Genomic DNA, 25,385 nt, shown 5'->3' on the forward strand with positions numbered 1-25,385 from the left:
GGCATGACAACCGTTGCTGAAGCCCCACCTGCCCCGGCAAGCGTGATCTCGCGGAAGTACCGCTCACTGAGCTTCGGGCTGGTCGCGCTCGTCACCCTCGTCGCGTTCGAGGCGATGGCCGTGGCCACCGCGATGCCCGTGGTCGCCCGCGAACTCGGCGGCATGGACCTGTACAACCTGGCCTTCAGCGCGACCCTCGCCGCCAGCGTCATCGCCACCGTCCTCGGGGGCCGGTGGTCGGACGTGCGCGGCCCCCTCCAGCCCATGGGCACCGGCGTCGTCACGTTCGTCGCCGGTCTGCTGCTGGCCGGATTCGCCCCCACGATGGAGATCTTCATCGCCGGGCGCTTCGTCCAGGGCCTGGGCGCCGGATTGATCCAGGTGTCGCTGTACGTGGTGGTCGCCCGGGTCTACCCGGGTTCCATGCACCCCAAGGTCTTCGCCCTGTTCTCCGCCGCCTGGGTGGTCCCCTCGATGGTGGGCCCGGCCATCGCCGGACTCGTCGTCGAGCAGGTCGACTGGCGCTGGGTCTTCCTCGGCGTCGCCGTGATCGTCGTGCCCGCCGCCCTGCTCCTGTGGCGCGGCACCGCCGGCTCCGACGTCCGCTCCGGCTCCGCGGAACCCGCCCCCGGCCTCGGCCGCAAGCTCGTCTGGGCCGCGCTGACCGCCGTCGCCGCCGCGCTCATCCAGTACGGCAGCGCCCTCGGCCTGGCCGGTCTGCCCCTGCTCGTCGCCGGTGTCGTCGTCCTGGCCGTGGCCCTGCCCAGGCTCCTGCTCAAGGGTTCCCTGCGCGCCGCCCCCGGCCTGCCGACCGCCCCGGTCCTGCGCGGCCTGGCCTTCGGCTCCCTGACCGCCTCCCAGGTGCTCATCCCGCTCATGCTCATGAACGAGCGCGGCCTGTCCCCGATCGGCGCCGGCGTCGTGCTGACCGTCGGCGCGCTCGGCTGGTCCACCGGCTCCTGGTTCAAGGGCCGCGGCACCATCAGCAACATGGCCGCCCTGCGCGGCGGCGCCCTCATGATCGCCCTTGGCATCGCGCTGGTCAGCCTCGTGCTCGTGGACGCCGTCCCGCTCGCCGTCGCCTACCTCGCCATGGCCATCTCCGGGCTCGGCATCGGCGCCCTCCACCCGACCGTCTCCGTGCTGGTGCTGGAGATGTCCAAGCAGGGCGAGGAAGGCCACAACTCCGCGGCCGTCGGCGTCGGCGAGTCCGTCTTCACCGTCGTCGCGGTCGCCGTCACCGGCGCCCTGTTCACCGCCACCCACGAGACCTACATCGCCGGTTTCGCCTTCACCTTCGGCCTCGCCATCCTCGGCGCCATCCTGGCCCCCCGTTTTGCCCAGTCCGCGAAGACGGGCACACTGGAGGGGACCGCGTCATAAAAGGGGGGTACATGCCGCGAGTGCGGGAGCTTGAGGTCTTCAGGCTCGTCCTGCCGTTCGGCGGACGCCAGGAGACCCTGCTCGTCAGGCTCACCGACCACGGTGGCATGACCGGCTGGGGCGAGGCGATCGCCCCCGAGGCCAAGACCTGGACCAACCTGGAGGAAACCCTCGGCGCTCGGCTCATCGGCGTCGACTGGGAACACCCCGACAGCGCGCCCAGCGGCGACCCGGCCGTGGACATGGCCTGCTGGGACCTCTGGACCAGGATGCGCGGCGTACCGCTGGCGCACGCGCTGGGCGGCAGCCGTACCTCATTGATGGCGACCGTACGGCTGACGCCGGACCCGTCCCTGGAAAGCCTGGTCTCCCGCGTGAACCAGCAGGTGTGCGCCGGGTACGGACACGTGACGCTGGACATCAGGCCGGGCTGGGACGTCGAGCCGGTACGGGCGGTGCGAGCGGCGTACCCGGCGCTGACGCTCGCCGTCGACGGGGCCGGGTGCTACACCACCCCCGAGCAGCTCATCGCCCTCGACTCCTACGGCCTGGAAGTGATCGAGCGCCCCTTCGCCGTCTCGGACCCCTACCTTCACGCGACCCTTCAGGACCAGGTGTCGGCGGCGGTGGCGGTGGAGGCGAGCACGGCGGCCGAACTGGACGACTACCTGACACTGCGGGCGGGACGAGTGCTGTTGCTGCGGCCCGCGGCGTTCCCGTCGCTGAGCGAGACCCGCAGAGCCCATGACCGCGCGGCCGCGGCGGGCTGGGACATCCAGTGCACCGGCGGCCAGGGGGCGGGCTTGGCAAGGGCGGCGACGGTCGCGGTCGCGAGCCTGCCGGGGTGCACACTGGCGTGCGACGTGACCCAGCCGCCACGCAACAACCAGATCGTGGACCCGATCGTGGGCGCGAACGCGGGCGTGATCGCCGTCCCGTTCACCCAGCCCGGCCTGGGCCACACGATCGACGAACCCCGCGTACACCGCCTGGCCAAGGACCGGTTCCGCGCCTGAGAGGCAAGGCGTTCCGCTTCGTTCCACACGTGTTTCCGGTCGAGCTGAAGCTCGGCCCCTGAAGGCCCTCGCTCCGCTCGGACGTCTTGCCGGTGGCCCCACCCGTTGACCAGAGCGGTGGCCACCCCTTCCGCCCATCCAACAGGCGGGTGGGACGGCCGGTTGGGTCGCCTTGGCCGCCTGGGGTGACCCACGAGGGCGCGTCGTGGCGGGCAACTCTAGAGGCCGGATCTCACTGCCCTGCGCCGTGCTCGGAAGTTCATCCAGGCCAGAATCGCGACTGTGGTGATGAGGAGCACGGCAACACTCCCTGAGAACAGCCGACGAGTCGGGCACCCGGCGTCAGTCGGTTGATAGCCGTCTCCGCATGGCCCGCCACGTCAGATCAGTGGACGAGACGCCGCCAGTCAAGGTCGCCGAGTTCATGCGCCTGCCCGCGCCGGGGGACCGGGGGGATCCTTCTCGGTGGCGACGGCGGAGGCGGAGAGGAGGGTCGTGGCGGCCAGGCTGCCCCAGAGGGCGGCCGGACCGTGGGGTGCGAGAGCGGTGATGACCGCCGGGGAGACGGCGAGGCCGAAGCCCGTGGAGAGCTGGAAGCGGGCGAGGGCGCGTCCCAGGACTTGGGCCGGGGCGAGGGCGGTGACGAGCGCGGTGGCGCTCCCGGCGTAGATGATCTCGCCGACGGTGCAGACCACGGACACCATGACGACGGCCGGGGCGCCCCAGCCGGGCCCCAGGGAGGTGGCCGCGAGGAAGCCGAGGTAGGACGCGGCGATCACCACGCCGGAGAGAGTCAGCACGGCCCGCCGGGCGAAGCGGGACAGCAGAACGGTGACCGGAACCTGCAGGGTGATCACCAGCACCGTGTTGGCCACGAAGATGGCCGCCGGCCACACCGGGGAGACGTGCATCTGTGTCACCAGGACCAGAGGGAGCGCGATTTCGGGGACGTTGAGGCAGAAGACGTAGATCACGTTGGCGGACAGCAGGGCGCGCATCGGGGGCGCGGGCTCGCCGGCCGGGGTGGCGGCCGTATGAGCGCGCACGCGGACCGACCACGCCAAGGCCGCCGCGGCGAGGTAGGCGAGCCCGGTGACGGCCGCCATCGCCTGCAACGCGGTGGTACCGCCCGCCAGGCACGCGGTGGCGAGGAGCGCGCCGGCGCCCAGGCCGGCGTTGCGCAGGGCGCGGCCTCCCGCGAGGGCGGCGTCGCGCTCGCGGCCGTGGGCGATCGTGGCCACGAGGGCGGCGTGGGCGGCCGGCCCGGCCTGGTTGCCGATGCCGAGGAAGAGCGCCGCCGCCGCGAACAGCCAGACGTTCCCCGCCGGGGTGACCGGCAGCAGGGCCACACCCAGCAACCGCACCAGCATCGACGCCGCCACGACCGTGCTGCGTGCGCCCCGGTCCAGCCATCGGCCGACCGCGGGCACGCACACCAGGCCCGCGACGGCGCCGGCCGTCATGGCGATGCCGGTGGCCGGCGCGGACAGCCCCAGGACCGTCACCCCGTACAACAGCAGATAGGGCCGCAGCAGGCCGGTGCCGAGCGCGTCCACGACCAGGGCGACGGCGTAGCGGGGGCCTCCTGAGGCACGGACGAGGGCACCGGGCCGGATCTTGGTGGTTGCCATGGCGTCAACGATGCGTACGGCCGCCGGGCCGGCGGCGCCGGTTGACGGACCCCGTCAACCGGCACCGTCGCCGGCCGTCCGACCGGCGATGATGAGGGGATGACGTTGAGGATCGACATCGGCGGTCTGCCGTCCGGGCGGCTGCGGTTCGCCGCCTCCCCGCTGGCCGAGCTGACCGCGATGCTGCACGTGCTGGCGGAACCCGGGCACCACCCGCAGCTCTCGGGCTGGGCCGGGGACGTCTGGGCCGGGCTGCGGCCGGAGCTCGCCGAACGGTTGCGGGAGGCGGAGTTCCTCTGGCGTTCCTCACGGGCCGACTTCCTGGTGCCCGCTCGTCCGAGGCCGACCCTCGCCGAGGAACTGGACGACGTGGACCGGATCGACGACGAAACCTATGTGACCGCCGCGCTCGTCACCACGTGCGGCAGCAACCGGGTCCACTTCGCCGCGCCGTCGCCGCTCGCCGACGCGACGGCGCGCGAGCGGGCCCTGGACCTGGCCCAGGCGCGCGGCGCGCTTCAGGAGGCCTTCGCGGAACGGCTGCTCGCCGACCCGGCCGCCGTGCGGGCACGGGTGCGACACACCCTCGAACAGTGCGCCGAAGCCTTCTTCGACACCGCCTGGACGGGCGTCGCCGCGCGACTCGCCGCCGACCTGCGCCTGAAGAACGACCTGCTGAAGCGCCAGGGCATCGGGGCGGCACTCGCGTCCGTCTCCGGCGCCGTCACCCTGTCGCCGGACGGCGACAGCATCATCGTGGACAAGCTGCAGGACAAGGCGACCGCCGCCCACGAGGCCGGGGTCACCTTCCTCCCCAGCGTCTACGGCCGCCCGCACCTGGTGATGGTTCACGCGCCCGGGTGGCAGCCGGTGGTCCAGTACCCCGTGGCCGAGGCAAGCCCGTCGAAGCCGGTGTCGCTGGAATCCGTCACGCTCCGCCTGGAGGCACTCGCCCATCCGGTACGGCTGCGCCTGCTCCGCACCCTCGCCCGCGGCCCGCACACCACCGGTGAGCTGGCCCACGCCTGGGACCTTTCCCCGCCGGAGGTGTCCCGCCACCTCGGCGTCCTGCGCCGCGCGGGCCTGCTCACGGCCCGGCGGCACGGACGATACGTCCGCTACACCGTCAACCTCCCCGATCTGACAGCCCTGGGCGCCGACCTGCTGACGGCCGTACTGCGCTGAGCAGCTCCGACATGGGCGCCCTCCCCTGAAAGGCAAGGCGTTCCGCTTCGTTCCACACGTGTTTCCGTCAAGCTGAAGCTCGACCCCTGGAGGCCCTCGCTCCGCTCGGACGTCTTGCCGGTGGCCCCACCCGTTGACCAGAGCGGTGGCCGCCCCCTTCCGCCACCCAGGGGGCGGGTGGCTGGTTGGGTCGTGTTCGCCGTCTGGGAGTGCGGCTGGGGGCGGGCACATCCACAGACTCGGGGCACAATGGTGGAGTGATCACCTTCACGTGGATTCTGCTCGTCCTGGCCTCGCTGAACGCCGCGCTGGGCATCCACAGCGTGATCATCGACCGGGCGCCGTCCTGGGCCTTCTGGCTGAACAGGCGGCGCCATAGCCGTCTCGGTGGCTGGGCCAATCTCCTGGTGGCCGCGTTCGTGGCCCTGTTGGTGATCGTTCAGAACGCCGAAATGCCGCACGAGGTTGAGATCTCGTTGATCGCGATACAGTTCATGGCCGTCCTGGGCGCGACCGCTCTGTGGGTGGTCGAGGCGGGCCGTCAGCGGACGTAGCCGGTCAAGAGCCGGGCGGGTAGGGCGGGCCGAGGCTCCATACCCGCACCCTGCCGTCGTCCCCCGCCGACACCGCCACCCGCCGATCGTTCAGCACCCCGATCGTCACCGCCTCGATCAGCCCCCGGTGGCCGAGGAACGGACCGCCGATCGGCGCCCCGGTGGCCAGATCCCACACCCGTACGGTCTCGTCCCTGTATCCGCCGGACACCACGACCGCGCGGCCGTCCTCCAGTTCTCCCGCCGCCAACCCCAGGGCCCAGCTCCGGTGGCCGGTGAACGGCCTGCCGATCGGTGCCCCGGTGGTCAGGTCCCAGACGCGTACCGAGTGGTCGCCGTCGCCGCCGCCCGAGATCGCCACCTGGCGCTCGCCGAGCCGGCCCACCGTCATCGACTCCACGGGCCCGCCGTGGCCTTGCGCGCGTTCGGCCACCTTCGCGCCGGTGGCCAGGTCGGAGATGAGGATTCTGCCGTCGTAGCCGCCGGAGGCCACGACGGGGCGGCCGGCGGACTCTCCCGCCGCGACGGCCAGCACCCAGGTCGGATGGCCTTCGATGGGTCCGCCGATGGGTGCGCCGCTGGTCAGGTCCCAGCGGCGTACCGTGTGATCCTGACCGCCTGAGACGGCCACGGGACGGCCGTCCAGCAGACCGACGCCCACTGACTCGACCGAGCCCCGGTGGCCCGTGAACGGTTCGTGGATCGGCGCGCCGGTCGCCAGGTCCCACAGGCGTACCGTGCCGTCGAGGCCCCCGGAGACCACGACGGGGGTGTCGCGCACCAGGCCCGTCGCCACCGACCAGATCGGTCCCTGATGGCCCTGCGGCGCCGCGCCCACGGGAGCGCCGGTGGCCAGGTCCGCCACGGCGATGGTGCCGTCGTAGCCGCCGCTGACCACGACCGGGCGGCCGTTCACCTGGCTCAGCGCGAGCGACAGGATCCACTTCTGGCGGCCCGTGACCGGCTGGCGGACCAGGCCTCCGAAAGGCACGCCGGGGGTGGTGGAGAACAGGCCGTAGACCGCGGGCACCGCGGCGACCAGGACGCCCGCGGCCAGCACCCGCATCATGCGGCGGCGGCCCACGGCCACGCGCGGGGTCGTCAACGGGCGTTCATGGGTCAGGGCGGTCAGGAGGTCGGCGACCGCGGGCCGGGAGGCGGGATCCTTGGACAGGCAGGCGGCCAGCAGCGGGCGCAGATGGCGCGGCACGCCGGTCAGGTCGGGCTCGCGGGTCATGATCGCGTTGAGGATCGCACCGGGGGTCGAGCCGGGGAAGGCCCGGTGCCCGGGCGGCGTACACCATGGTCGCGGCCCAGGCGAACACGTCCGAGGCCACATTGGCGACGGCGCCGCCGAGTAACTCGGGGGACATGTAGGCGGGCGTGCCCACCAGGCCGGAGGTGGTGGCGGAGTGTTCGAGGGCGCGGGCGATGCCGAAGTCGATGACCACCGGCCCCTCCTGGCCCATGATCACGTTGCCCGGCTTGAAGTCCCGGTGCACGACGCCGGCCCGGTGGATCGCCTGCAGCGCCATCAGGGTGGTGATCGCCAGCCGGTCCAGGCCGCCGCCGGCGCGCGGCCCCTCCCGGGTCACGAGCCGTTCCAGGGACGGGCCCTGGACGTACTCACTGACCAGGTACGGTCGCCCGCCCGCGATGCCCGCGTCCAGGACGCGCGCGGTGCAGAAGGCGGCCACGCGGCGGGCGATCTCGGTCTCGCGCAGGAAACGCGCCTGGGCCAGGTCGTCGCCGGCCATGCGGGCGTGCAGCGTCTTGACGGCCACCGGGCGCCCCAGCGGGGTCCGGCTCAGGTAGACCACCCCCTGGCCGCCGCTGCCCAGTACGCCGGTCAGCGGGTAGTCCGCGATCCGGAGCGGATCGCCTTCGGCCAGCGGGTGCGGTTCGGACGTGAAGTCTCCCTCTCCCGGCCCCACAGGCGAACGGTACAAGCCGCCGGGAGAGAGGGGAAGGCCGCGGGATCGGCATCCGTCAGGCGGCGTCGAGGGCTTCGGTGATCTTGCGGGCCATCTCGGTCATGGTGGGGCCGGGCTCGCCCTGGTGGCTCCGGGAGGCGGCTTCGACGGCGACGATGACGGTGCGGCGGAAGTTGCCGGCCTCGGCCGGGTCCTGCCGCTTGAGCAGGTTCACGGCCGCGGTCAGGGCCGGGAGCACCTGGTCGGCGAGTTCGGCGACGGTCTTGCCGTACTTCACGCCCTTGGGCGTCTTGGTGATCACGTGGCCGACCGGGCCGGTCGCCGCGGTCAGGGCGAGGGAGCCGTGGGTGGCGGCCTTGTGGGCCGAGCCGGCCGCGCCCGCTGCGGACATCAGGGAGACGGCGCCCCAGGCGGCGAGGCGGAGGGTGAGTGCGTCCTGGTCGTTGAGGGTGATGGACATGGTGGGTTCTCCTTCGGGTCTGTCGCCGGGTCTCGCTGACCCGTTCATGTGCCCAACCTTCGCCGACCGTCCTGACCCCGGGCCGTCGCCGTCCTGATACGGCGGCTGACACGGCACCGCCGCCGGTGGTTTCCTGTCAGGGGCTGACGGCATGATGTGCTCATGAGTGAGACGTTGACCTTGCCCCGGGCGGTGGACGCCGCCGCTCTGCTGTCCCTGTCCGGCGAGCACCACGCCCGCGCCGTCCGCGCGCTGGGCGTCCGTGAGTCCGGCGGCCACCTGGTGAAGGTGTACGCGCTGGAGAAGCCGGGCCGGAGCGCCATCGACATCGAGACCGGCCTGGACATCGCCGGCGGGCACCTCGCGCCGGGCGCCCTGCGCGGTTCCCTGGGGTTGTCGGTGCTGATCCTGCACGCCGGAGGCGACGGCGACTACGTCATCATCCATACCTGGATCGAGGGCCACATGTCAGACCTCGCGATCTTCGTCGGCCCCGCTGACGACCCCGCCGGGCTGCGGCCGGGACGGGCGGGGCTGGCGCCGTGCGTGTGGGAGGCCGCGATCCTGGCGCACGAGCGGGAGGCGTTCGTGCGCCACGTGCTCGACGGTGACGGGCCGATCGGGCGACGGGTGTCCGCGTGGGGCGCCGACGTGATCTCCGGGGAGGTCCGTTGAATCCTCGTGTACGGCCGGCCGTACCCGCCGACCTGCCCCGCGTCGTCGAGCTGGTCACCGAGCACACCGCCTACGAGAAGGCCCCGCCACCCCCGCCCGACCTGCCCGAGCGGCTGTCGGCCCTGCTGTTCGGCGCCGCGGCCCCCCGGCTGCGCTGCCTGGTGGCCGAGACGTCTTCCGGCGAGGTCGTCGGCTACGCCACCTGCGCGGCCGAGGTGTCCACGTGGGGCGGGACGGAGTTCCTGCACATGGACTGCCTGTTCCTGAACGAGGCCAGCCGGGGCCACGGCCTCGGGCGGCTGCTCATGGCGGCGGTGGTCGAGCAGGCGCGGGAGCTGGGCCTGCCGTACGTGCAATGGCAGACGCCGATCTGGAACGAGGGCGCCATCCGCTTCTACGACCGCCTGGGCGCCAGGTCGCTGGAAAAGCGCCGCTACACCCTGGACGTCTGAGCCGTGTCGAACTGGCGATTACTCCAGATCGTGCTCCGGACGCAACCCTCCGCGCTGATCCCCTACTGGCTGTTCAGCATCCCCTGGCTGTCGTGGACGGTCGTCGCCGTGGGCGCGGGCGGGTGCTGGTGCTTCCTGTGGCTGGGCGGAGCCGAGGTCTGGCCGTGGACGCTGCTCTTCGCGGTGACCATGGGGCTCTGCGCGTGCGTCGCCGGTGTCAGGAGCTACTCCTGGAAGAACCCGCGGCTGTCGCTGCGCAAACAGCCGCGGCTGGCCGCCGTGGTGAAGGACGCGGCCCGGACGGCAGGGTTCCGCCGCATGCCCCAGATCCGGATCAGCGCCTTCGTGTGGACCGGCGTCGCCAGGAACTGGCACGGCAAGCCCCGGTTGCGGATCGGGCTGCCGCTGCTCCTGCAGTTGCCCGAGGACGAGCTACGCGCCCTGCTGATCATCGAGCTGACCCGGCTCAAGAACGGCACGCTCCGTAAGCACCTGCTCCTGGATCTGTACGGGGACGAACTCCTGAAGCCGACCCCATGGCAGGCGGAGATCGTCGCGGCCGTCAGGGAGATTCGCCGGGCCGACTGGCTGGCCGGGGCATAGCTGGCCGGGCAGGAGCCGGTCGCCGCGGTGCTGCGGCGGTTTCTGGTGAGCATCTGGGCCTTCGACTGGCTGATGGCCCACGCCCCGGGGACGCCCGCCGACGCCTATGAGGCTTTCATGTGGAAGTTGCGGCACGACCGGCTGGCCGAGCGGATCGGGCCCAACGTCTGGGGCTGGATGCGGGCCCACCCGGCGTTCGCCGAGGGCCGCGCCATGGACGACCTTGGCTGGAGCGACGGGCCCGCGCCAGAACCGGCCGACGACCCCGTCGTGACCGAGGTGCCGCGGCGGTTCGTCGACCGCCTCCTCTTCGGGGTCAGTCCCGGGACCGGCGCGACCCCGCAGCTCGCCGGCCTCGACCTGGACCAATGGCTCGCCAACGGAAACGAGCTTCGCCTGATGGTGATCGAGGCGGCCGGCACATTCCTCGGCAGGGACGCCGACGACGACGATGTGATCGCGCTGGTCCGCTCGGGCCAGGCGGCGGCCCTGCAGTGGTGGCACACCAGGTGGCCGTGCCCTCACCCCGATCGCGACGTCTGCACCCTGCTCCCGCTCCTTCAGGTGAAAGCCTGGAAACAGGGATATGTCGCGAAACATCCCTACCGGCAGCGGGAGCTGGTCGGGCCGGACGGCCATCTGATAGACCTCGTGGAGCTCGCACGACACGGAGGACACATGCGCGACCCCGACGAGGACGCCCGGCGGCTGGCCGCCGCATCCCTGGCAGGCGGCGACGCCACCGGCTGGTTCGAGAAGCTCTACGCCGAGGCCGCCTCCGGCGAGGCCATCGTGCCCTGGGACTCCAGCACTCCGCACCCGCTGCTCGTCGAGTGGTCGCGGGGGGCGCCTGGGGAGGGACGGCGGGCCATGGTGGTCGGGTGCGGGCTCGGGGACGACGCCGAGTACGTGGCCGGGCTCGGCTACGCGACGACCGCCTTCGACGTCTCCGAATCGGCCGTCAAGGGCGCCAGGACCCGCTTCCCCGAGTCGGCCGTCGACTACTCCGCCGCCGACCTGCTGGACCTGCCGGGGGAGTGGCGCGGCGCGTTCGACCTGGTCGTGGAGATCATGACGGTGCAGGCGCTGCCCGAGGACCTGCACGCGCGGGCCACCGCCGCCGTGCGGGAACTGGTGGCGCCGGGCGGCACGCTGCTGGTCATCGCTACGGCCAGGGACGAGGGCGGGCCCGTGTACGCGCCGCCGTGGCCGCTGACCCCGTCAGAGGTCGCGGCCTTCGGCGAGGGCGGGTTCACCGCCGCGATCGAGGAGATCGGAGACGGGGAACGCCGCCGCTGGCGCGCCGCCTTCCACCGCGGCTGAGCCGTACCGGAGAAAAGGGGGTCACAGGACGCCGCAGCCGTCGCCGAGGCTCTTCGTGGGGTCGAGTGAGGTGGTCTTGCGGGGTTTCGGGGTGCTGGAGCCGGACGGCGTGGCGCTCGCGGCGGCGGCCGGGCGGCGCTCGGCCGAGTCGCGGATGGCCTTGGTGGAGATCTGGCGGATCTTGTCCCAGTCGGGATAGCCGGTGCTGATCAGCGGCGGGACGAACTGGATGCTGGACACCTTCGCGTTCTTGACCTTCAGGGCCAGCGGCACCAGGTGGGCGAGCATGTTGCGGGGGATGTCGGTCCTGATGAGTTCCTTGGTGGCCAGCGCGATCTTGTTGAACCGGGTCAGGACCGTCGCCGGGTCGGCCTGGTCGAGCAGGGCGGCGATGACGCAGCGCTGGCGGCGCATCCGGGTGTAGTCGTCGGAGTAGGTGCGCGAGCGGGCGTACCACATGGCGTCGCCGCCGTTGAGCTTGCGCGTGCCGGCCTTGACCAGGCCCTCGTTGTACTTGCCGAAGACGATGTCCTTCTCCACGCTGATCGTCACGCCGCCGATGGCGTCGATCAGCTTGGCGAAGCCCCACATGTTGACCAGGGCGTACCAGTCGACCTTGACCCCGAGGGTGTGGCCGATCGTCTCCATGAGGACCTTGGCGCCCTGGTGGGTGCGGCCGCCGAAGATCTCCGGGTGCGCGTCGGCGTACTCCCAGACGCTGTTGAGCAGGTCGCTGCGGCCGCCGCCGGGGTCGGCGGGGAGGCGGAAGCCGTTCGGGAAACGCTCGGCCATCGGCGTGCCGGGACGGAACCGCACGTTCTCCAGGTTGCGCGGCAGGCTCATCAGCACGGTGTTGCCGGAGGCGACGTCGATGCTGGCCAGGTTCATGCTGTCGGTGCGCACGCCGGTCCTGTGGGTGTCGGCGTCGCCGCCGAGCAGCAGGATGTTGACGCGTTCGCGGCCCGCCCACGGGTCGACCGGGCGGCCCTGCTGCTGCGGCCGGTCCGCCAGGGGCTCGTCGGGGGCGAAGATGTTGCCGATCGTGCTGTGGATGGTCCAGACGGTCTGGGCGGCGTAGGCGAAGGGCGTGATGACCGCCACCGCGAGCAGCCCGGCGAGCGTCCCGGTGAGGATCTGCGCGTTCTGCGGCAGCCGCCCGGGGCTGAGCACGATGAACGTGTGCACGACCAGCGCGAACCAGGCCAGCCCGAGCACGAGCGAGCCGATCGCGATCGTCCGCAGCCAGTTGACGGCCGTTCCGAACAGGTCGCCGTCGGCGGTCAGCGCGACGAAGAGCAGAGCGAGGAGCCCGGCCGCGTAACAGCCGAGCAACGCCAGTCCGGTTCTACGCCAGCCGGCCCGCAGATGGCCCGCCCCTGGCACGAACGCCGACAACAAGGTCCATCCCAGGACCGCGCCGGTGCTCACCGGTACCTTGCTCCGTGACACACCCATCCCCGCTTCCCCGCGCAGTCCACCGTAGGCCGCTTTGGGGCGGCAGCATACGGATGGAATGCGAAATATGACGTTAGTGGAGAGTGAACATCAGTAACCGAATAAGATTCGGTCCATGGCATTCTCCGAGATCGACTACACCGTGACGGACGGTGTCGCCACCGTCACATTGAAGCGTCCCGAGCGCCTGAACGCCTTCACCTTTACGATGCGCGGTGAGTTGATCGACGCTTTCGACAGGAGCGACGCCGACGACGAGGTTCGCGCGGTCGTCGTCACCGGCGCGGGCCGGGCGTTCTGCGCCGGCGCCGACCTGTCCGGCGGGGGCAAGACCTTCGGCCACGGCAAAGGGGAGCTGATCGACGGCTACCCGCGCGACGGCGGCGGCACGGTCGCGCTGCGCATCGCCGCGAGCCTCAAACCGGTCATCGCCGCCGTCAACGGCCCCGCCGTCGGCGTGGGCGCCACGATGACCCTCCCCATGGACGTGCGGCTGGCCGCCGACACCGCCCGCTTCGGCTTCGTCTTCGCCCGCCGGGGCATCGTCACCGAGGCCGCGTCGAGCTGGTTCCTGCCGAGAATCGTCGGCATCGCCCAGGCCATGGAATGGTCGGCCACCGGCCGGATCTTCGACGCCGCCGAGGCGCTCGGCGGACGGCTCGTCTCCCGCCTCTACCCGGCCGGCGACCTCCTGCCCGCCGCCCACGCCCTTGCCCGCGAGATCGCCGACAACACCTCGGCCGTCTCCGTCGCCGCCATCCGCAGGCTCATGTGGTCCGGCCTGTCGGCGGAAAGCCCCTGGCAGGCGCACGCCGCCGACTCCCGCCTCATGGCCGAGCTGGGCGGCGCCCCCGACGCGGTCGAAGGCGTCAACGCGTTCCTGGAGAAGCGCCCCGCCGCCTTCCCGATGAAGGTGAGCACAGACCTGCCCGAGGGGCTGCCGGAATGGCCGTATCGTGATGAACATGTATGAGAGCACTGTCCTCCCGCTCCCGCCCGACGCCGAGGGCGAGGTCATCGCGACCCTTCTGACCAGGAGGGCGCAGGCCCCCACCGGCCGGGCCGTTCTCTACATCCACGGCTTCACCGACTACTTCTTCCAGGACCACCTCGCCGACCACTACCTGGCCCAGGGCGTCGACTTCTACGCCCTCGACCTGCGCAAGTACGGCCGGTCCCTGCTCCCGCACCAGACCCGCGGCCTGATCAGGAGCGTGACCGACTACTTCCCGGAGATCGACGAGTCGGTCCGCATCATCCGGCGCGACCACGACTCGCTCACGCTCAACGCCCACTCGACGGGCGGCCTGGTCGCCGCCCTGTGGGCCGACCGGGTACGCGGCCGCGGCCTCACCCAGGGGCTGGTGCTCAACAGCCCGTTCCTCGACCTCAACGTGCCGGCCCCCGTCCGCCTGGCCGCCGACCTCCTCAAGACCCCGCTGTCCTACTCCGACCGGGCGCTGCCTCTCGGCGCCAGCACCGCGTACGGCCAGAGCCTGCACCGCTCGTCCGGCGGCGAATGGGACTACGACCTGGAGCTCAAGCCGCTCGGCGGCTTCTCCGTGCACGCCTCCTGGCTGGCCGCCATCCGCCGCGCCCAGCGCCGCCTGCACAAGGGACTCGACGTCGACGTCCCGGTGCTGGTCCTGGCCGCGAGCAACGGGCTGCGCGTACGCGACTTCGTCCCCGAGGCCCGCTCCGCCGACATCGTCCTGGACCCGCGGCAGATCGCCCGCTGGGCCACCGCGATCGGCCCCCACGTCACCTGCGTACGCATCACCGACGGCATGCACGACTTGGTGCTGTCGGCCGAACCCGCCCGCAAGCAGGTCTTCGCCGAGATCGACCGCTGGAGCGCCGCCTTCATCAACTGATCGGGACGGCTACCAGGGGAAGGAGAACAGGCCGTAGTAGGCGGCCGCCACGAGCAGCAGCCCGGTCCCGCCGGCGACCCCGGCGATCGCCACGTGCTGCCAGCGGCTCGGCTGCCAGCCCTCGCGCAGCCCCGACACCACCGCGGCGACCGCGGTGACCTCCTGGATGAGCATCAGCACGGCCAGCGCCCGCACCAGCAGCCACCCGGCCAGCACCGCGGGCCAGGCGCCCGCCTGGTTGATCGAGAACATCACCAGCAGCCCGATGAACCCGCCCACCGAGATCAGCAGCGCCAGGCCCGTCCAGGCCATGCGGTGCAGGCGGCGCCTGATCGGGGGCCACAGCCTGGCGTTCGTCTCGGCCGTGGCGCGTTTGTGGCCGCGCAGCCGTACCACCATGGAGGCGACGGGACCGGCCACGTAGCCGACGGCGGCCAGGCAGATCGTCAGCCCCAGCATCGTCCCGCCCGCGTACCACGGCGCGGCGGGCACGTCGGCGGCCTCGAAGCGCTGCACGGGCGTCGCGCCCGCCATGTGCACCTGCGGCCGGGCGGTGTGCGGCAGGCCCTTGAGCCAGTTGGCCAGCGTCTCCAGGTACCCCTTGGTGAACGGCCCGCCCGACATCCGCAGCGCGTGGTCGCCCTTGTCCATGAAGCGGATCGTGTACTGGTCGTTGCCCGACTCGGTCAGCGCCTTCGTCAGCGCCTGCGTGGACTCCACGAACGGGATCGACGGGTCGGTCGTGCCGTACAGAGCCAGGACCGGCTGCTTGATCTGCCGTAGCGCGGGCATGGCGTCGTAACGCAGGAAGTTGAAGCCGACCCCGCCCATCGCCCTGGTCAGCAGGTCGCGCGCGCCCACGGGCGCGCGCAGCCGTAGCAGCTGCTCGTTCAGCGCCCAGGCGACCTGCCGCAGCGGCGAGACGTTCGGCGAGGACACGAGCACGGCGAAGCCCACGTCGAGGCTCTTGGCCGCGGCGATCGGCACCACCCAGCCGCCCTCGCTCACGCCCCAGAGCCCCACCCGCGACTTGTCGACGCCCGGCTGGTCGCGCAGCCACCGCACCCATCGCAGCGCGTCGTCGGCGAGCAGGCCGAAGTCGCGCTCGCGGAAGGTGTAGCCGATCGTCCGCTTGTCGAACGCGATCGTCGCCACACCCGCCCTGGCCAGGAACTCCGCCTGCGGGGTGAACTCCTCCCGCGAGCCGTTGCCCGAGCCCGACACGAACACCATCCCCGGATGGGGACCGGGCGTGAGCGGAAAACGGACCGTTCCTGAGAGTGTCTGACGCTCGGCGGAGATCGTCACCTCGGTCGTGCGTACCGGCCCCGCCGCCACCACGGGCCTGACCTCCTCGGCCGGCTGCGGCGCGAGGGAACGGAACGCCTGATCCACCTGCAAAGGCGGCGGATCGAACGCCGGTGGCAATGCGTATCCGACGGTCGCCAAAGCCACCAGCACCAAACCTGCGGCAACGCTCAACGTGCCACGGCCTGTGCGCATCGGCCTCCCCATGTGCGCTGGTTTGCCCACTGATCTTCCACCCTACTCCCGGCTCATGTGGCGCAGGGGACCGCATTTGTCGGTGAGACCTGTTAGCTTCCTGCGACATGCGGATCCTGCACACCTCCGACTGGCATCTCGGCCGCGCCTTTCACCGCGAGAGCCTGCTGGAGGGCCAGGCGGCCTTCATCGATCACCTGGTCGAGACCATCATGGCGGAGCGGGTCGACGTGCTGGCAGTCGCGGGTGACGTCTACGACCGGGCGTTGCCGCCGGTCGACGCCGTGGCCCTGTTCGACGAGGCGCTGAGCAGGATCGTCGACGCCGGTGCCCGGATTGTGATGATCAGCGGTAACCACGACTCGGCGCGTCGCCTTGGCGTCGGGGCCTCCTTGCTGGATCGTGCCGGTGTGCACCTGCGCACCGACCCCGACCTCGCCTGGGAGCCCGTCGTCCTCGACGACGTGGCCTTCTACGGCATCCCCTACCTGGAGCCCGAGCTGGTGCGCGGCCCCTGGGAACTGGCCGAGCGCAGCCACACCGCCGCGCTGGCCCACGCGATGGAGCGCATCCGCGCCTCCGCGGCCCGCCACGCGCGCTCCGTGGCCCTGGCCCACGTGTTCGTGACCGGGGGAGAGGCCAGCGACAGCGAGCGCGACATCAGCGTGGGCGGGGTGGCGCACGTGCCGCTGTCGGCCTTCGCCGGACTCGACTACGTCGCCCTCGGCCACCTGCACGGCCGCCAGCGCATGTCGGAGACCGTGCGCTATTCGGGTTCGCCGCTGGCCTACTCCTTCTCCGAGGTCAACCAGGTCAAGGGCAGCTGGCTGGTGACCCTGGGCGAGGAGCCGGAGTTCGTGCCCGCGCCGGTCCCGCGTCCGATCGGCCGGCTCAGGGGCGAGCTCGAAGACCTGCTGACCTCGCCCCGCCACGCCGCCTACGAGGACCACTGGCTCCAGATCGTGCTGACCGACGCGGTCCGCCCCAAGTCCGCCATGGACCGGCTGCGCGCCCGCTTCCCGCACACGCTCGCCCTCTCCTTCGACCCCGTCGGCGCCGCCGAGGCCACCCCGGTGGCCCCCATCAACGGCCGCGCGGAGGCCGAGGTGGCGCTCGACTTCGTCCGTGAGGTACGCGGCGAGCCCGCATCCGGCGACGAGGAAGACCTGCTCAGACTGGCCATCGAGGCATCGAGGATCAAGGAGGCGATGGCCTAGATGCGGCCGCACCTGCTGACGCTCACCGCGTTCGGATCGTTCCCGGGCACCGAGACGGTCTCCTTCGACGCGCTGACCGAAGCCGGTCTCTTCCTCGTCCACGGCCCCACCGGCGCGGGCAAGACCACCGTCCTCGACGCGTTGTGCTTCGCGCTGTTCGGCAAGGTCGCCAACGCCCAGCGCGACAGCGCCAGAAGCCTGCGCTGCGACCACGCGCCGCCGGACGTCGGCCCGTCGGTGACGCTGGAGGCGACGCTCAGGGGCCGCCTGCTGCGTGTCGAACGCTCGCCCGCCTGGCAGCGTCCCAAGCGGCGCGGCTCGGGGTTCACCGAGGAGAAGGCCAAGGTCATCGTCCAGGAGCGGTCGGGTTCCACCTGGACGGGGCTGACCACGCGGGCCGACGAGGCGGGCGACCTGATCGGCGGGCTGCTCGGCATGAACGCCGACCAGTTCTGCCAGGTGGCCATGCTGCCCCAGGGCGACTTCGCGCGCTTCCTGCGCTCCGACGGCGATGACCGGCGGCGGCTGCTGGAGCGGTTGTTCACCGTCAAGGTCTACACGCAGGCGGAGTCGTGGCTGGCCGAGCGGCGCAAGCAGGCGTGGCGGGAGCAGCAGGACCGACGCCAGCAGGTCGACTTCGCCATCCAGCGGATCGAGGAGGCGGCGGGCGACGACCTGACCCCGCTCCTGCTCCCGGCCGGCGCGCCCGTCGAGGTGCCCGGCGGAGAACAGGACGCGTTGTTCGAACTGACCGAGCAGCCCACGGCCGCCGAAGCGTCCACGGCCGCCGAACCGTCCACACCTGTCGAAGCGTCCACGGCCGTCGAATCGCTCACGGCTGTCGAAGCGTCCACGGCCGTCGGGTCGCTCACTGCTGCGGACGATCCGCTCGGGTGGGCCGGTGGGCTGCTGGCGGCGGCGCGGGCTGTTGTAGCCGGGTCCGCCGATCGGCAGGCCGGGGCGGAGTCCGCGCTGCGCCGGGCCAGGAACGCCTATGAGACGGCCACAGCGCTGGCCGAGCGGCAGCGGCGGCACGCGGCGGCCCTCGCGCTCCGCCGTACCCTTGACGAGCGCGCGGAAGAGCGCGCCGACCTGCAGGCGCTGCTTGATGACGCGACCCGGGCCGATCGGGTGCTCCCGCTGGTGACGGCGGCCCGCCAGCGTGCGGAGGCCGCCGCCAAGACCCGCACGCTCGCCGCCGACGCCATCGCCCGCGCCCGCCCCCTCCTCCCCTCCGACGACCCCCGCACGACCGAAGCCCGCACGACCGACCCCCGCACGACCGAAACCCGCGCGTTGGAGGTCCGCGCGTCGGAAGTCCGCGCGGTCGAGGGGCGGACCGTCGAGGCGCGGCTGCCCGGCCGGCACGGGCAGCAGGGACGACGGGCAGCCGGGGTCGACGATCCTGAGCTGCCGGGCAGGCTGGCGGCGCTGGAGCGGGAGCGGCACGACGAGTCGGCGCGCCTGTCGGAGCTGCTGACCGAGGAAGCGAGGTTGTCGGTGATCCGCCGCGACCTGGCCCGGGTCGAGGACGAGCTCGCCGCCCTGGTCGCCGACGACGAGAGCACCACCGCCCGCCTCGCCGGGCTGCCCGCCCTGATCGAACAGGCCGAAGGGCTGCTGGCCCAGGCACGGGTGGACGCCGCGCGGGTTCCCGCCGCCGAGGCCGTGCGGGCCGCCGTGTCCGACATTCTCGACACCGACCGCGAGCTGGTACGGCTGGCCGCCCAGCTCGACACCCTGACCCGCCGCCAGAACGACCTGTCGGCGGCCGCCGCCGACCTGCCCGGAAAGCTGGCCGAGGCGAAGGACACGCTGGCCCGGGTACGCACGGAGGCCGCCACCGTCCCCGCCGCCATCGCCGCGAGGGACGCGGCGCGCGCCGTCCTGGAGGCCGCCCGCCGCCGCGACGTCCTGACCGGCGAACTCCGCACCGCGACCGAAGCCCTTCAGCGCCTGGTGGACGAGGCCCAGCACCTACGCGAACGCTGGCTCGACCTCCGGCAGGCCCGCCTCGACGGGATGGCCGCCGAACTGGCCCGCGACCTGTCCTCGGGCGCGCCGTGCGCGGTGTGCGGCTCCCCGCACCACCCCGACCCCGCCTCCCCGGCCCCCACGGCTCCGTCCCCGGACGACGAGCTCGCCGCCGAGTCCGCCCACGAGGCCGCTCTGAGCCGCCGGGAGGCCGCCGAACTCACCATCGCCACCCTCGAAACCCGCCTGGCCACCGCCACGGAAGCCGCCCATCCGGCACATCCCCACCCCTGGGCTCCGCCACATCTCTCGGACGGGCGGCAATCCGACGAGCAAGACCTCGGCCCTCGCTCGCCCGACGGCCGACGCTCCGGCGTTCAGGCTCGCCCGGACGCCACTCCGGATGCCGAGAACGCGGCCGGTGATGTCCAGGTTGGGCGGGGCGTCTCGGCTGGTGGGGACGTTGACGCCGGGCTGAGCGTGGAGGACGCTCGGCGGGCGGTACGGGAGGCCGAGCAGGAGGTGGACCGGCTGCGTTCCGTCGCCGAGCGTGAGCCGGGACTGGCCGCCGAGGTCGAGCGGATCGAGGGGCAGCGGCAGCGCGCGGCGGAGCAGGCCCGCGAGGTCGGCGAGGCCATCGCCGCTCAGCGCACCCACCACACCCAGCTGGCCGCCGAACGCGCCCGCCTCATCAACCGCCTCCCCAATCCCGGCACGGACACCGCACCCGGCAAGACCGCTTCCGGGCATACCGCTGGCACGAGCGCGGCCTCGGCAAGCCCCAGGGCTGTCGCCTGTGCGGATGCCGCGCCCGGCGACGATGTCGCGGGGGCCGAGGGCGCGGGGGCCGAGGGCGCGGGCGGATCGGCCGCGGGTGGCGTCGCCTCTGGGGGCGCTGCCTCGGGAGGCACGGCCTCTGGCGACGCTGCCTCGGGTGGTGCTGTCTCGGGGGGCGCTGCCTCGGATGCGGGTGTCTCCGGTGGCGATGGCTCGGTGGCTGTGGGCGGGGAGCCTGTGGTCGGGGTGGAGATGTTGCGGCAGGCCGTGGCCGAGGTGGATCGGTTGCGGCGGTCGGCCGGGCGGGAGGCGGTGCTGGCCGGGCAGGTGGAGCGGTTGCACCGGGAGCGGGCCGAGCTGGAAGAACGGTTGCGGCGGGTGACCGCTCGGGTGGCGGCCTGCCGTACCCGGCAAGAAGAGTTGAGCGGCGACGCGGGACGGCTGGCGGCGCGGCTGGACGGTGCGCGCGGCGACGACCCCACGCTGGCGGCGCGGTTGTCACGGCTGGGGGACGAGGCCGAACTGCTGCGTGAGGCGCTTGAGGCGACGGCGCGCGCGGTGCGGGCGGCGCAGGAACGGGATACGGCCCGGCAGGAGGCCGAGGGGGCGGCGGCCGAGGCGGAGTTCGCGGATGTGGACGAGGCGCTCGCGGCGGCCCGCCCGGACGAGGAGCGCGAGCGGAAGGCGGAGCTGCTGCGGGAGCTGGACGCGCAGTACGCGGCGGTGACGAGCACGCTGGCCGATCCCGCGCTGGTCGCGGCGGCCGGTGAGGCGGCGCCTGACCTGGCGGAGCTGGAGGCGGGGCGGGAGCGGGCCGAGGAGGAGTACGCGGCGCTGGTCTCCTCGCGGGATCAGGCTCAGGCCAGGGCCCGGCGGCTCGACGAGCTGCGCGGGGAGTTGCGCGGGTGCCTGGAGCGGTGGGAGCCGGCCGCGGCGGCCCATCGGCTGGCCGAGCGGATGGCGTCGCTGGCCTCGGGCACCTCCGGTGACAACCAGTGGAACATGAGCCTGTCCTCGTTCGTGCTGGGGGAGCGGCTGCGGCAGGTCGTGGCGGCGGCCAACGACCGGCTGGATCACATGTCGGGCGGGCGCTACCAACTCCAGCACGACCTCCGCAAAACTGCGGGCGCGCGCGGCCGGTCGGGCGGCGGGCTGGGGCTGCGGGTGGCCGACGGCTGGACCGGCGTCGACCGGGATCCGGCCACGCTGTCCGGCGGCGAGAGCTTCATCACCTCGCTGGCGCTGGCGCTCGGGCTGGCCGACGTGGTGACCGCGGAGGCGGGCGGCGCCGAGATCGGAACCCTGTTCGTGGACGAGGGGTTCGGCACGCTTGACGAGGACACCCTGGACGGCGTTCTGGACATCCTGGACGGGCTGCGCGACGGCGGTCGCGCGGTCGGGATCGTCAGTCACGTCGCCGAACTGCGCACCCGGATTCCGGCGCAGCTCAGGGTGGCCAAGACGCGTACCGGCTCGACGCTGTCGGTGACCGGGGTCAGCGGGTGAACCACCAGACGGCGACGACGACGGCGCCGACCACGAGGGCGACGGTGTACTGGATGAGAGCGCGGCCGAGGCGGCGGCGGACGTAGCCGGGGCGGTGGCGGTCTGCGGTCATCGCCCCAGTGTGTCAAGGAATCGGGGAGATGTTGTGACGGATGCCCCCAGCAGGACCAGGGTCGCCGCCGCCAGCCTCGTCGGCACGGCGATCGAGTTCTATGACTTCTACATCTACGGCACCGCCGCCGCCCTGGTCCTGAACGCCGCCTTCTTCCCCGAGCTGGACAAGACGGCGGGCAACCTGGCGGCGTTCTCGACGTTCGCGGTGGCGTTCCTGTCGCGGCCGCTGGGCTCGGCGGTGTTCGGGCACTGGGGCGACCGGATCGGACGCAAGTCCATGCTGGTCGTCTCGCTCCTGCTCATGGGGTTGTCCACGGTGGCGATCGGGCTGCTGCCGGGGTACGCGGCGATCGGGGTGGCGGCGCCGGTGCTGCTGGTGCTGCTCAGGTTCACGCAGGGCATCGGGCTGGGCGGGGAGTGGGGCGGGGCCGCGCTGCTGGCCACCGAGCACGCGCCGCCCGGCAGGCGCGGGCTTTATGCGATGTTCCCGCAGCTCGGGCCGGCGGTCGGGTTCATCGCGGCCAACGGGCTCTTCCTCATCCTGGGCGCGACGCTCACGGACGAGGAGTTCGGGAGCTGGGGGTGGCGGCTGCCGTTCGTGGCGAGCCTGCTGCTGGTGCTCGTCGGGCTGTACGTGCGGGTCAGGATCGCCGAGACGCCGGTCTTCCGGCAGGCCATGGACCAGCGCAGGATCGCTCGCGTGCCGTTCGCGGGACTCGTCCGGCACCAGTGGCGGCGGGTGCTGCTCGGCGCCGGTGCGATGACCGTGACGTACACGCTCTTCTACACCGCCACGACCTACTGTCTCGCGTACGGCACCGCCACCCTCGGCATCCCCAAGACCACGATGCTCGCGCTGACCATGATCGGCGTCGTCTTCATGGGCGCCGGCACCGTCGTGTCCGCCCTGGTCTCCGACCGCCTGGGCCGCCGCCGTACGCTCATGACCGGTGCGGCGGTCGCGATCGGGTGGGGGCTGGTGATGTTCCCGCTGATGGAGACGAGGTCGGTACTGCTGGCCGGTGTCTCGCTGGCCGGGGCGCTCGGGATCATGGGGCTCATCTTCGGGCCGATGGGGGCGTACCTGCCGGAGTTGTTCCAGACCGAGTACCGCTACAGCGGGGCCTCGGTCGCCTACAGCCTCGGTGGGGTGCTGGGCGGGGCCGTACCTCCGCTCGTCGCGACCGCGCTGCAGGGCGGCGGGTTCGGCACGATGGCGGTCGGCGGCTACGTCAGCGCGATGGCCGTGCTCAGCCTCCTGTGCCTGGCCGCGCTGCCGGAGACCGCCGGCGACACGATGTGAACCCCGCAGTCAGGGATCCGCGCGCACAATCGCGGTGACCCCTGCCCGGTTAGGGGTGTGCCCGTCCCGGTGCCGCGTAGCAGGCTCGCAGTTCAGAAGGCCCGATCCGGAGCACTCACTCAGCAGGTGAATCCCCGGTGAACGACCATGAACGGAGACCCCCATGTTCAGGCGCATCCTCCTCGTACCGGCCCTGTTATCCGTCCTGGCCACGCCTGCTCAGGCGCAGACCGCCGCCACGCCGCCGCCGTCGTTGCGCATCCTGCTCACGAACGACGACGGTTACCAGGCTCCGTTCACCCTTCAGCTCCGCCAGGCCCTCGTCGCCGCCGGTCACGAGGTCACGATCGTCGCCCCGGCCGGTGACTCCAGCGGCGTCGGCACCTCGATCAACATCAGGTTCGGCACCACCGTGGAGGCAGCCGAGATGTCGCCCGGGGTGTGGGCGATCGCCGGCAGCCCCGCCGACGCCGTCTCCTTCGGCATCCGCACGGTCTTCGCCGGCGACCCGCCCGACCTGGTCGTCTCCGGACCCAACCAGGGCGAGAACGTCGCGGCCGCCGTCAACCACTCGGGCACCGTCGGTGCCGCGATCACCGCTCTGGAGGTGGGCATCCCCTCCGTCGCGCTGAGCACGGCCCGCGCGGGTTCGGCCTTCCCCAGCGCGGCCAGTTCGATCGCCTTCGGCGTCAAGCTCGTCAACCGCCTGGCCACCACCGCACGCAACGGCCGCCTGCTGCCCGCGTACACCGCCCTGAACGTCAACTACCCGGCGGTCCCGACGGGCGAGGTCAAGATGGCCCGCCTGGGCAGGATGCTGCCCATCACCGTCGACTACCTCCCCGCGACCGACGCGTGCCCGCGCTGCTACCGCCTCGCGCCGCTGACGGCCACCGCCCCCGACCCGGTCCCGGACGCCGACCGCACGCTCCTGTCGAGCGGCGCCGTCACCGTCACCCCGCTGACCTCCTCCTGGGAGGCCGGTCCCGTGGTCACCTCACGCCTGACCGACCGCCTCGAAGGCCTCACCCCCTAACGGGAAAAATCTTGAAATGAGGTGTCACAACCGCGAGGGCTGTCCCGTCTATGTGGGTGAACAACCACTCAAGAAGGACGTGGACGTCATGAGGAAGCAGATTCTGATCGTCGGCGGCGGATATGTCGGCTTGTACACCGCTCTGGGGTTGCGCAAGCTGGTGCGTACCGGCGAGGCGGACGTGACGATCGTCGACCCTCGCGGCTACATGACCTACCAGCCGTTCCTGGCCGAGGCGGCAGGCGGCCAGATCGAGCCGAGGCACGTGGTGGCGCCGCTCAACCGGGTGCTGCCCCGCATGAGGGTGCTGACCGGCAAGATCACCAACGTCGACCACGACGAGCGTGTCGCCACCTTCCAGCCCGTCCAGGGCCGCCCCTATGAGCTCGCCTACGACATCGTGGTCATGGCCACGGGTTCGATCACCAGAGGGCTGCCGATCAAGGGCCTGGCCGAGCACGCCGTCGGCTTCAAGACCGTCGGCGAGGCCGTGCACCTGCGCAACCACGTGCTCGCCCAGCTGGCCGCCGCCGCCTCGACTGACGACCACGACGTGCGCCGCAGGGCGCTGACGTTCGTGGTGGTCGGCGGCGGGTTCGCGGGCGTGGAGGCGCTGGCCGAGATGCAGGGGCTGGCCGACGACGCGTTGCGCTACCACCCGCAGATCCGGCGCGAGGAGCTCAGCTGGACACTGGTCGAGGCCACCGGCCGCATCCTGCCCGAGATCCACGAGGACCTCGGCGTCTGGACGGCGAAGGCGCTGCGGGAACGCGGCGTCGACGTGCGCCTCGACACGCGGCTCACCTCGGCGGAGGACGGCGTCGCCACCATGAGCGACGGCGCCGCCCTGGACGCCGGCACGATCGTCTGGGCCGCCGGCGGCCGCCCGAACCCGCTCGCCGCCACCAGCGGCCTGCCCGTCGACCGGACCGGCCGGATCCTCGCCACGGAGTACCTCGCCGTGGAGGGCCTGGCCGACGCGTTCGCGGCCGGCGACGGCGCGGCGGTGCCCGACCTCACCAGCCCGGGCGCCTTCACCGCGCCGAACGCCCAGCACGCGGTACGGCAGGCCAAGCTCCTCGGCCGCAACATCGTCGCCTATGTCAGGGGCCGCAAGCTGAAGGCCTACAAGCACGCCTACCTCGGCTCGGTCGCCGGACTCGGCCACCACCAGGGCGTCGCCCAGGTCTACCGGCTCAGGCTCACCGGGTTCCTCGGCTGGGTGGCGCACCGGGCGTACCACCTGGCCTGGGTGCCGACCTTCAACCACAAGGCGAAGGTGCTGGCCGACTGGACGCTCGCGATGTTCTTCCGCCGCGAAGCCGTTCAGCTGAGCGGTCTCGAGCACCCGGAGAAGGACTTCCACGAGGCCCTGGCCACCCAGGCCCAGGTGGACCGGGCGGCGTGAGC

General features: G+C 72.4%; 22 protein-coding genes. 15 read left to right on the forward strand and 7 right to left on the reverse strand.

The annotated features are described in order from the left end of the window. Positions 1-3 precede the first annotated feature (3 nt). Both ACIBI5_RS04075 and ACIBI5_RS04080 read left to right on the forward strand, forming a co-directional pair. On the forward strand, positions 4-1,383 hold the full coding sequence (locus ACIBI5_RS04075) for an MFS transporter (protein WP_397242937.1): 1,380 nt from the start codon (positions 4-6) through the stop codon (positions 1,381-1,383). 11 nt (positions 1,384-1,394) lie between these two features. Then, the gene (locus ACIBI5_RS04080; RefSeq protein ID WP_397242939.1) at positions 1,395-2,399 is read left to right on the forward strand and encodes an enolase C-terminal domain-like protein; all 1,005 of its coding nucleotides are present in this window, start codon (positions 1,395-1,397) and stop codon (positions 2,397-2,399) included. Between the two features lie 422 nt (positions 2,400-2,821). On the opposite strand, the gene ACIBI5_RS04085 is transcribed toward ACIBI5_RS04080, so the two are convergent. Beyond that, positions 2,822-4,030, reverse strand: coding sequence for an MFS transporter (locus ACIBI5_RS04085; RefSeq protein WP_397242941.1), 1,209 nt, complete (start codon positions 4,028-4,030; stop codon positions 2,822-2,824). A gap of 99 nt (positions 4,031-4,129) precedes the next feature. On the opposite strand from ACIBI5_RS04085, the gene ACIBI5_RS04090 reads away from it, so the two are divergent. Both ACIBI5_RS04090 and ACIBI5_RS04095 read left to right on the forward strand, forming a co-directional pair. After that, positions 4,130-5,215, forward strand: coding sequence for a DUF5937 family protein (locus tag ACIBI5_RS04090; RefSeq protein WP_397242943.1), 1,086 nt, complete (start codon positions 4,130-4,132; stop codon positions 5,213-5,215). Between the two features lie 257 nt (positions 5,216-5,472). Next, positions 5,473-5,769 (forward strand): hypothetical protein, encoded by a 297-nt coding sequence (locus ACIBI5_RS04095; protein WP_397242945.1) that lies wholly within the window; start codon positions 5,473-5,475, stop codon positions 5,767-5,769. A 4-nt stretch (positions 5,770-5,773) separates the two neighbouring features. Here the strand turns inward: ACIBI5_RS04095 and ACIBI5_RS04100 are convergent, their stop codons facing one another. Genes ACIBI5_RS04100 through ACIBI5_RS04110 form a run of 3 tightly spaced genes read right to left on the reverse strand, consistent with a single transcriptional unit; the run spans position 5,774 to position 8,163 of the window. Next, positions 5,774-6,838 (reverse strand): WD40 repeat domain-containing protein, encoded by a 1,065-nt coding sequence (locus ACIBI5_RS04100; RefSeq protein WP_397243787.1) that lies wholly within the window; start codon positions 6,836-6,838, stop codon positions 5,774-5,776. 43 nt (positions 6,839-6,881) lie between these two features. Then, the gene (locus ACIBI5_RS04105; RefSeq protein ID WP_397242947.1) at positions 6,882-7,703 is read right to left on the reverse strand and encodes a serine/threonine-protein kinase; all 822 of its coding nucleotides are present in this window, start codon (positions 7,701-7,703) and stop codon (positions 6,882-6,884) included. Between the two features lie 55 nt (positions 7,704-7,758). Beyond that, positions 7,759-8,163, reverse strand: coding sequence for a hypothetical protein (locus ACIBI5_RS04110; protein ID WP_397242949.1), 405 nt, complete (start codon positions 8,161-8,163; stop codon positions 7,759-7,761). A gap of 162 nt (positions 8,164-8,325) precedes the next feature. Between ACIBI5_RS04110 and ACIBI5_RS04115 the strand changes: the two genes are divergently transcribed. Genes ACIBI5_RS04115 through ACIBI5_RS04130 form a run of 4 tightly spaced genes read left to right on the forward strand, consistent with a single transcriptional unit; the run spans position 8,326 to position 11,216 of the window. After that, a complete protein-coding gene (locus ACIBI5_RS04115) occupies positions 8,326-8,838 on the forward strand; it encodes a hypothetical protein (protein ID WP_397242951.1) in 513 nt (170 codons plus the stop codon). Further along, a complete protein-coding gene (locus tag ACIBI5_RS04120; RefSeq protein WP_397242954.1) occupies positions 8,835-9,290 on the forward strand; it encodes a GNAT family N-acetyltransferase in 456 nt (151 codons plus the stop codon). Before ACIBI5_RS04115 ends, ACIBI5_RS04120 begins: the two co-directional genes overlap by 4 nt. A gap of 30 nt (positions 9,291-9,320) precedes the next feature. After that, positions 9,321-9,893, forward strand: a complete 573-nt coding sequence (locus ACIBI5_RS04125; protein WP_397242956.1) for a hypothetical protein — start codon at positions 9,321-9,323, stop codon at positions 9,891-9,893. 27 nt (positions 9,894-9,920) lie between these two features. Continuing rightward, on the forward strand, positions 9,921-11,216 hold the full coding sequence (locus ACIBI5_RS04130; RefSeq protein WP_397242958.1) for a class I SAM-dependent methyltransferase: 1,296 nt from the start codon (positions 9,921-9,923) through the stop codon (positions 11,214-11,216). 21 nt (positions 11,217-11,237) lie between these two features. Here ACIBI5_RS04130 and ACIBI5_RS04135 read toward each other — a convergent pair whose 3' ends face one another. Then, on the reverse strand, positions 11,238-12,671 hold the full coding sequence (locus ACIBI5_RS04135; RefSeq protein ID WP_397242960.1) for an LCP family protein: 1,434 nt from the start codon (positions 12,669-12,671) through the stop codon (positions 11,238-11,240). Between the two features lie 115 nt (positions 12,672-12,786). Here ACIBI5_RS04135 and ACIBI5_RS04140 point away from each other — a divergent pair, with 115 nt between their 5' ends. Both ACIBI5_RS04140 and ACIBI5_RS04145 read left to right on the forward strand, forming a co-directional pair. Continuing rightward, a complete protein-coding gene (locus ACIBI5_RS04140; RefSeq protein ID WP_397242962.1) occupies positions 12,787-13,644 on the forward strand; it encodes a crotonase/enoyl-CoA hydratase family protein in 858 nt (285 codons plus the stop codon). Beyond that, complete coding sequence (locus ACIBI5_RS04145; RefSeq protein ID WP_397242964.1) at positions 13,637-14,545, forward strand: alpha/beta hydrolase; 909 nt, start codon at positions 13,637-13,639, stop codon at positions 14,543-14,545. Before ACIBI5_RS04140 ends, ACIBI5_RS04145 begins: the two co-directional genes overlap by 8 nt. A 9-nt stretch (positions 14,546-14,554) precedes the next feature. On the opposite strand, the gene ACIBI5_RS04150 is transcribed toward ACIBI5_RS04145, so the two are convergent. Next, on the reverse strand, positions 14,555-15,940 hold the full coding sequence (locus ACIBI5_RS04150) for an alpha/beta hydrolase family protein (RefSeq protein ID WP_397097679.1): 1,386 nt from the start codon (positions 15,938-15,940) through the stop codon (positions 14,555-14,557). A gap of 215 nt (positions 15,941-16,155) precedes the next feature. On the opposite strand from ACIBI5_RS04150, the gene ACIBI5_RS04155 reads away from it, so the two are divergent. Beyond that, positions 16,156-17,265, forward strand: coding sequence for an exonuclease SbcCD subunit D (locus tag ACIBI5_RS04155; protein WP_397242966.1), 1,110 nt, complete (start codon positions 16,156-16,158; stop codon positions 17,263-17,265). Beyond that, positions 17,266-21,522 carry an AAA family ATPase gene (locus ACIBI5_RS04160; RefSeq protein ID WP_397242968.1) on the forward strand — a complete coding sequence of 1,419 codons (4,257 nt, stop codon included), beginning with the start codon at positions 17,266-17,268 and terminating at the stop codon, positions 21,520-21,522. Here ACIBI5_RS04160 and ACIBI5_RS04165 read toward each other — a convergent pair. Beyond that, positions 21,512-21,634: a hypothetical protein gene (locus ACIBI5_RS04165; protein WP_397242970.1), complete on the reverse strand. Its 123-nt coding sequence runs from the start codon at positions 21,632-21,634 to the stop codon at positions 21,512-21,514. The genes ACIBI5_RS04160 and ACIBI5_RS04165 overlap by 11 nt on opposite strands. 33 nt (positions 21,635-21,667) lie before the next feature. Here ACIBI5_RS04165 and ACIBI5_RS04170 point away from each other — a divergent pair, with 33 nt between their 5' ends. The 3 genes from ACIBI5_RS04170 (at position 21,668) to ACIBI5_RS04180 (ending at position 25,383) form a co-directional block, all read left to right on the forward strand. Further along, on the forward strand, positions 21,668-22,939 hold the full coding sequence (locus tag ACIBI5_RS04170) for an MFS transporter (protein ID WP_397242972.1): 1,272 nt from the start codon (positions 21,668-21,670) through the stop codon (positions 22,937-22,939). Positions 22,940-23,102: 163 nt separating this feature from the next. Beyond that, a complete protein-coding gene (surE, locus tag ACIBI5_RS04175; protein ID WP_397242973.1) occupies positions 23,103-23,975 on the forward strand; it encodes a 5'/3'-nucleotidase SurE in 873 nt (290 codons plus the stop codon). An 88-nt stretch (positions 23,976-24,063) separates the two neighbouring features. Next, entirely contained in the window at positions 24,064-25,383 is a 1,320-nt protein-coding gene (locus ACIBI5_RS04180; RefSeq protein ID WP_397242974.1) for an NAD(P)/FAD-dependent oxidoreductase, read from the forward strand. Positions 25,384-25,385: the final 2 nt, after the last annotated feature.

The sequence above is a fragment of the Nonomuraea sp. NPDC050540 genome (assembly GCF_044457485.1).
In the GTDB taxonomy this organism is placed as follows: Bacteria; Actinomycetota; Actinomycetes; order Streptosporangiales; family Streptosporangiaceae; genus Nonomuraea.

Excerpts from the sequence above, each read along its gene's own strand:
- ACIBI5_RS04075 (WP_397242937.1), top strand. The coding sequence starts at position 4 with ATGACAACCGTTGCTGAAGCCCCACCTGCCCCGGCAAGCGTGATCTCG.
- ACIBI5_RS04080 (WP_397242939.1), top strand. The coding sequence starts at position 1,395 with ATGCCGCGAGTGCGGGAGCTTGAGGTCTTCAGGCTCGTCCTGCCGTTC.
- ACIBI5_RS04085 (WP_397242941.1), bottom strand. The coding sequence starts at position 4,030 with ATGGCAACCACCAAGATCCGGCCCGGTGCCCTCGTCCGTGCCTCAGGA.
- ACIBI5_RS04090 (WP_397242943.1), top strand. The coding sequence starts at position 4,130 with ATGACGTTGAGGATCGACATCGGCGGTCTGCCGTCCGGGCGGCTGCGG.
- ACIBI5_RS04100 (WP_397243787.1), bottom strand. The coding sequence starts at position 6,838 with ATGATGCGGGTGCTGGCCGCGGGCGTCCTGGTCGCCGCGGTGCCCGCG.
- ACIBI5_RS04110 (WP_397242949.1), bottom strand. The coding sequence starts at position 8,163 with ATGTCCATCACCCTCAACGACCAGGACGCACTCACCCTCCGCCTCGCC.
- ACIBI5_RS04115 (WP_397242951.1), top strand. The coding sequence starts at position 8,326 with ATGAGTGAGACGTTGACCTTGCCCCGGGCGGTGGACGCCGCCGCTCTG.
- ACIBI5_RS04135 (WP_397242960.1), bottom strand. The coding sequence starts at position 12,671 with ATGGGTGTGTCACGGAGCAAGGTACCGGTGAGCACCGGCGCGGTCCTG.
- ACIBI5_RS04140 (WP_397242962.1), top strand. The coding sequence starts at position 12,787 with ATGGCATTCTCCGAGATCGACTACACCGTGACGGACGGTGTCGCCACC.
- ACIBI5_RS04145 (WP_397242964.1), top strand. The coding sequence starts at position 13,637 with ATGTATGAGAGCACTGTCCTCCCGCTCCCGCCCGACGCCGAGGGCGAG.
- ACIBI5_RS04155 (WP_397242966.1), top strand. The coding sequence starts at position 16,156 with ATGCGGATCCTGCACACCTCCGACTGGCATCTCGGCCGCGCCTTTCAC.
- ACIBI5_RS04160 (WP_397242968.1), top strand. The coding sequence starts at position 17,266 with ATGCGGCCGCACCTGCTGACGCTCACCGCGTTCGGATCGTTCCCGGGC.
- ACIBI5_RS04165 (WP_397242970.1), bottom strand. The coding sequence starts at position 21,634 with ATGACCGCAGACCGCCACCGCCCCGGCTACGTCCGCCGCCGCCTCGGC.
- surE (WP_397242973.1), top strand. The coding sequence starts at position 23,103 with ATGTTCAGGCGCATCCTCCTCGTACCGGCCCTGTTATCCGTCCTGGCC.
- ACIBI5_RS04180 (WP_397242974.1), top strand. The coding sequence starts at position 24,064 with ATGAGGAAGCAGATTCTGATCGTCGGCGGCGGATATGTCGGCTTGTAC.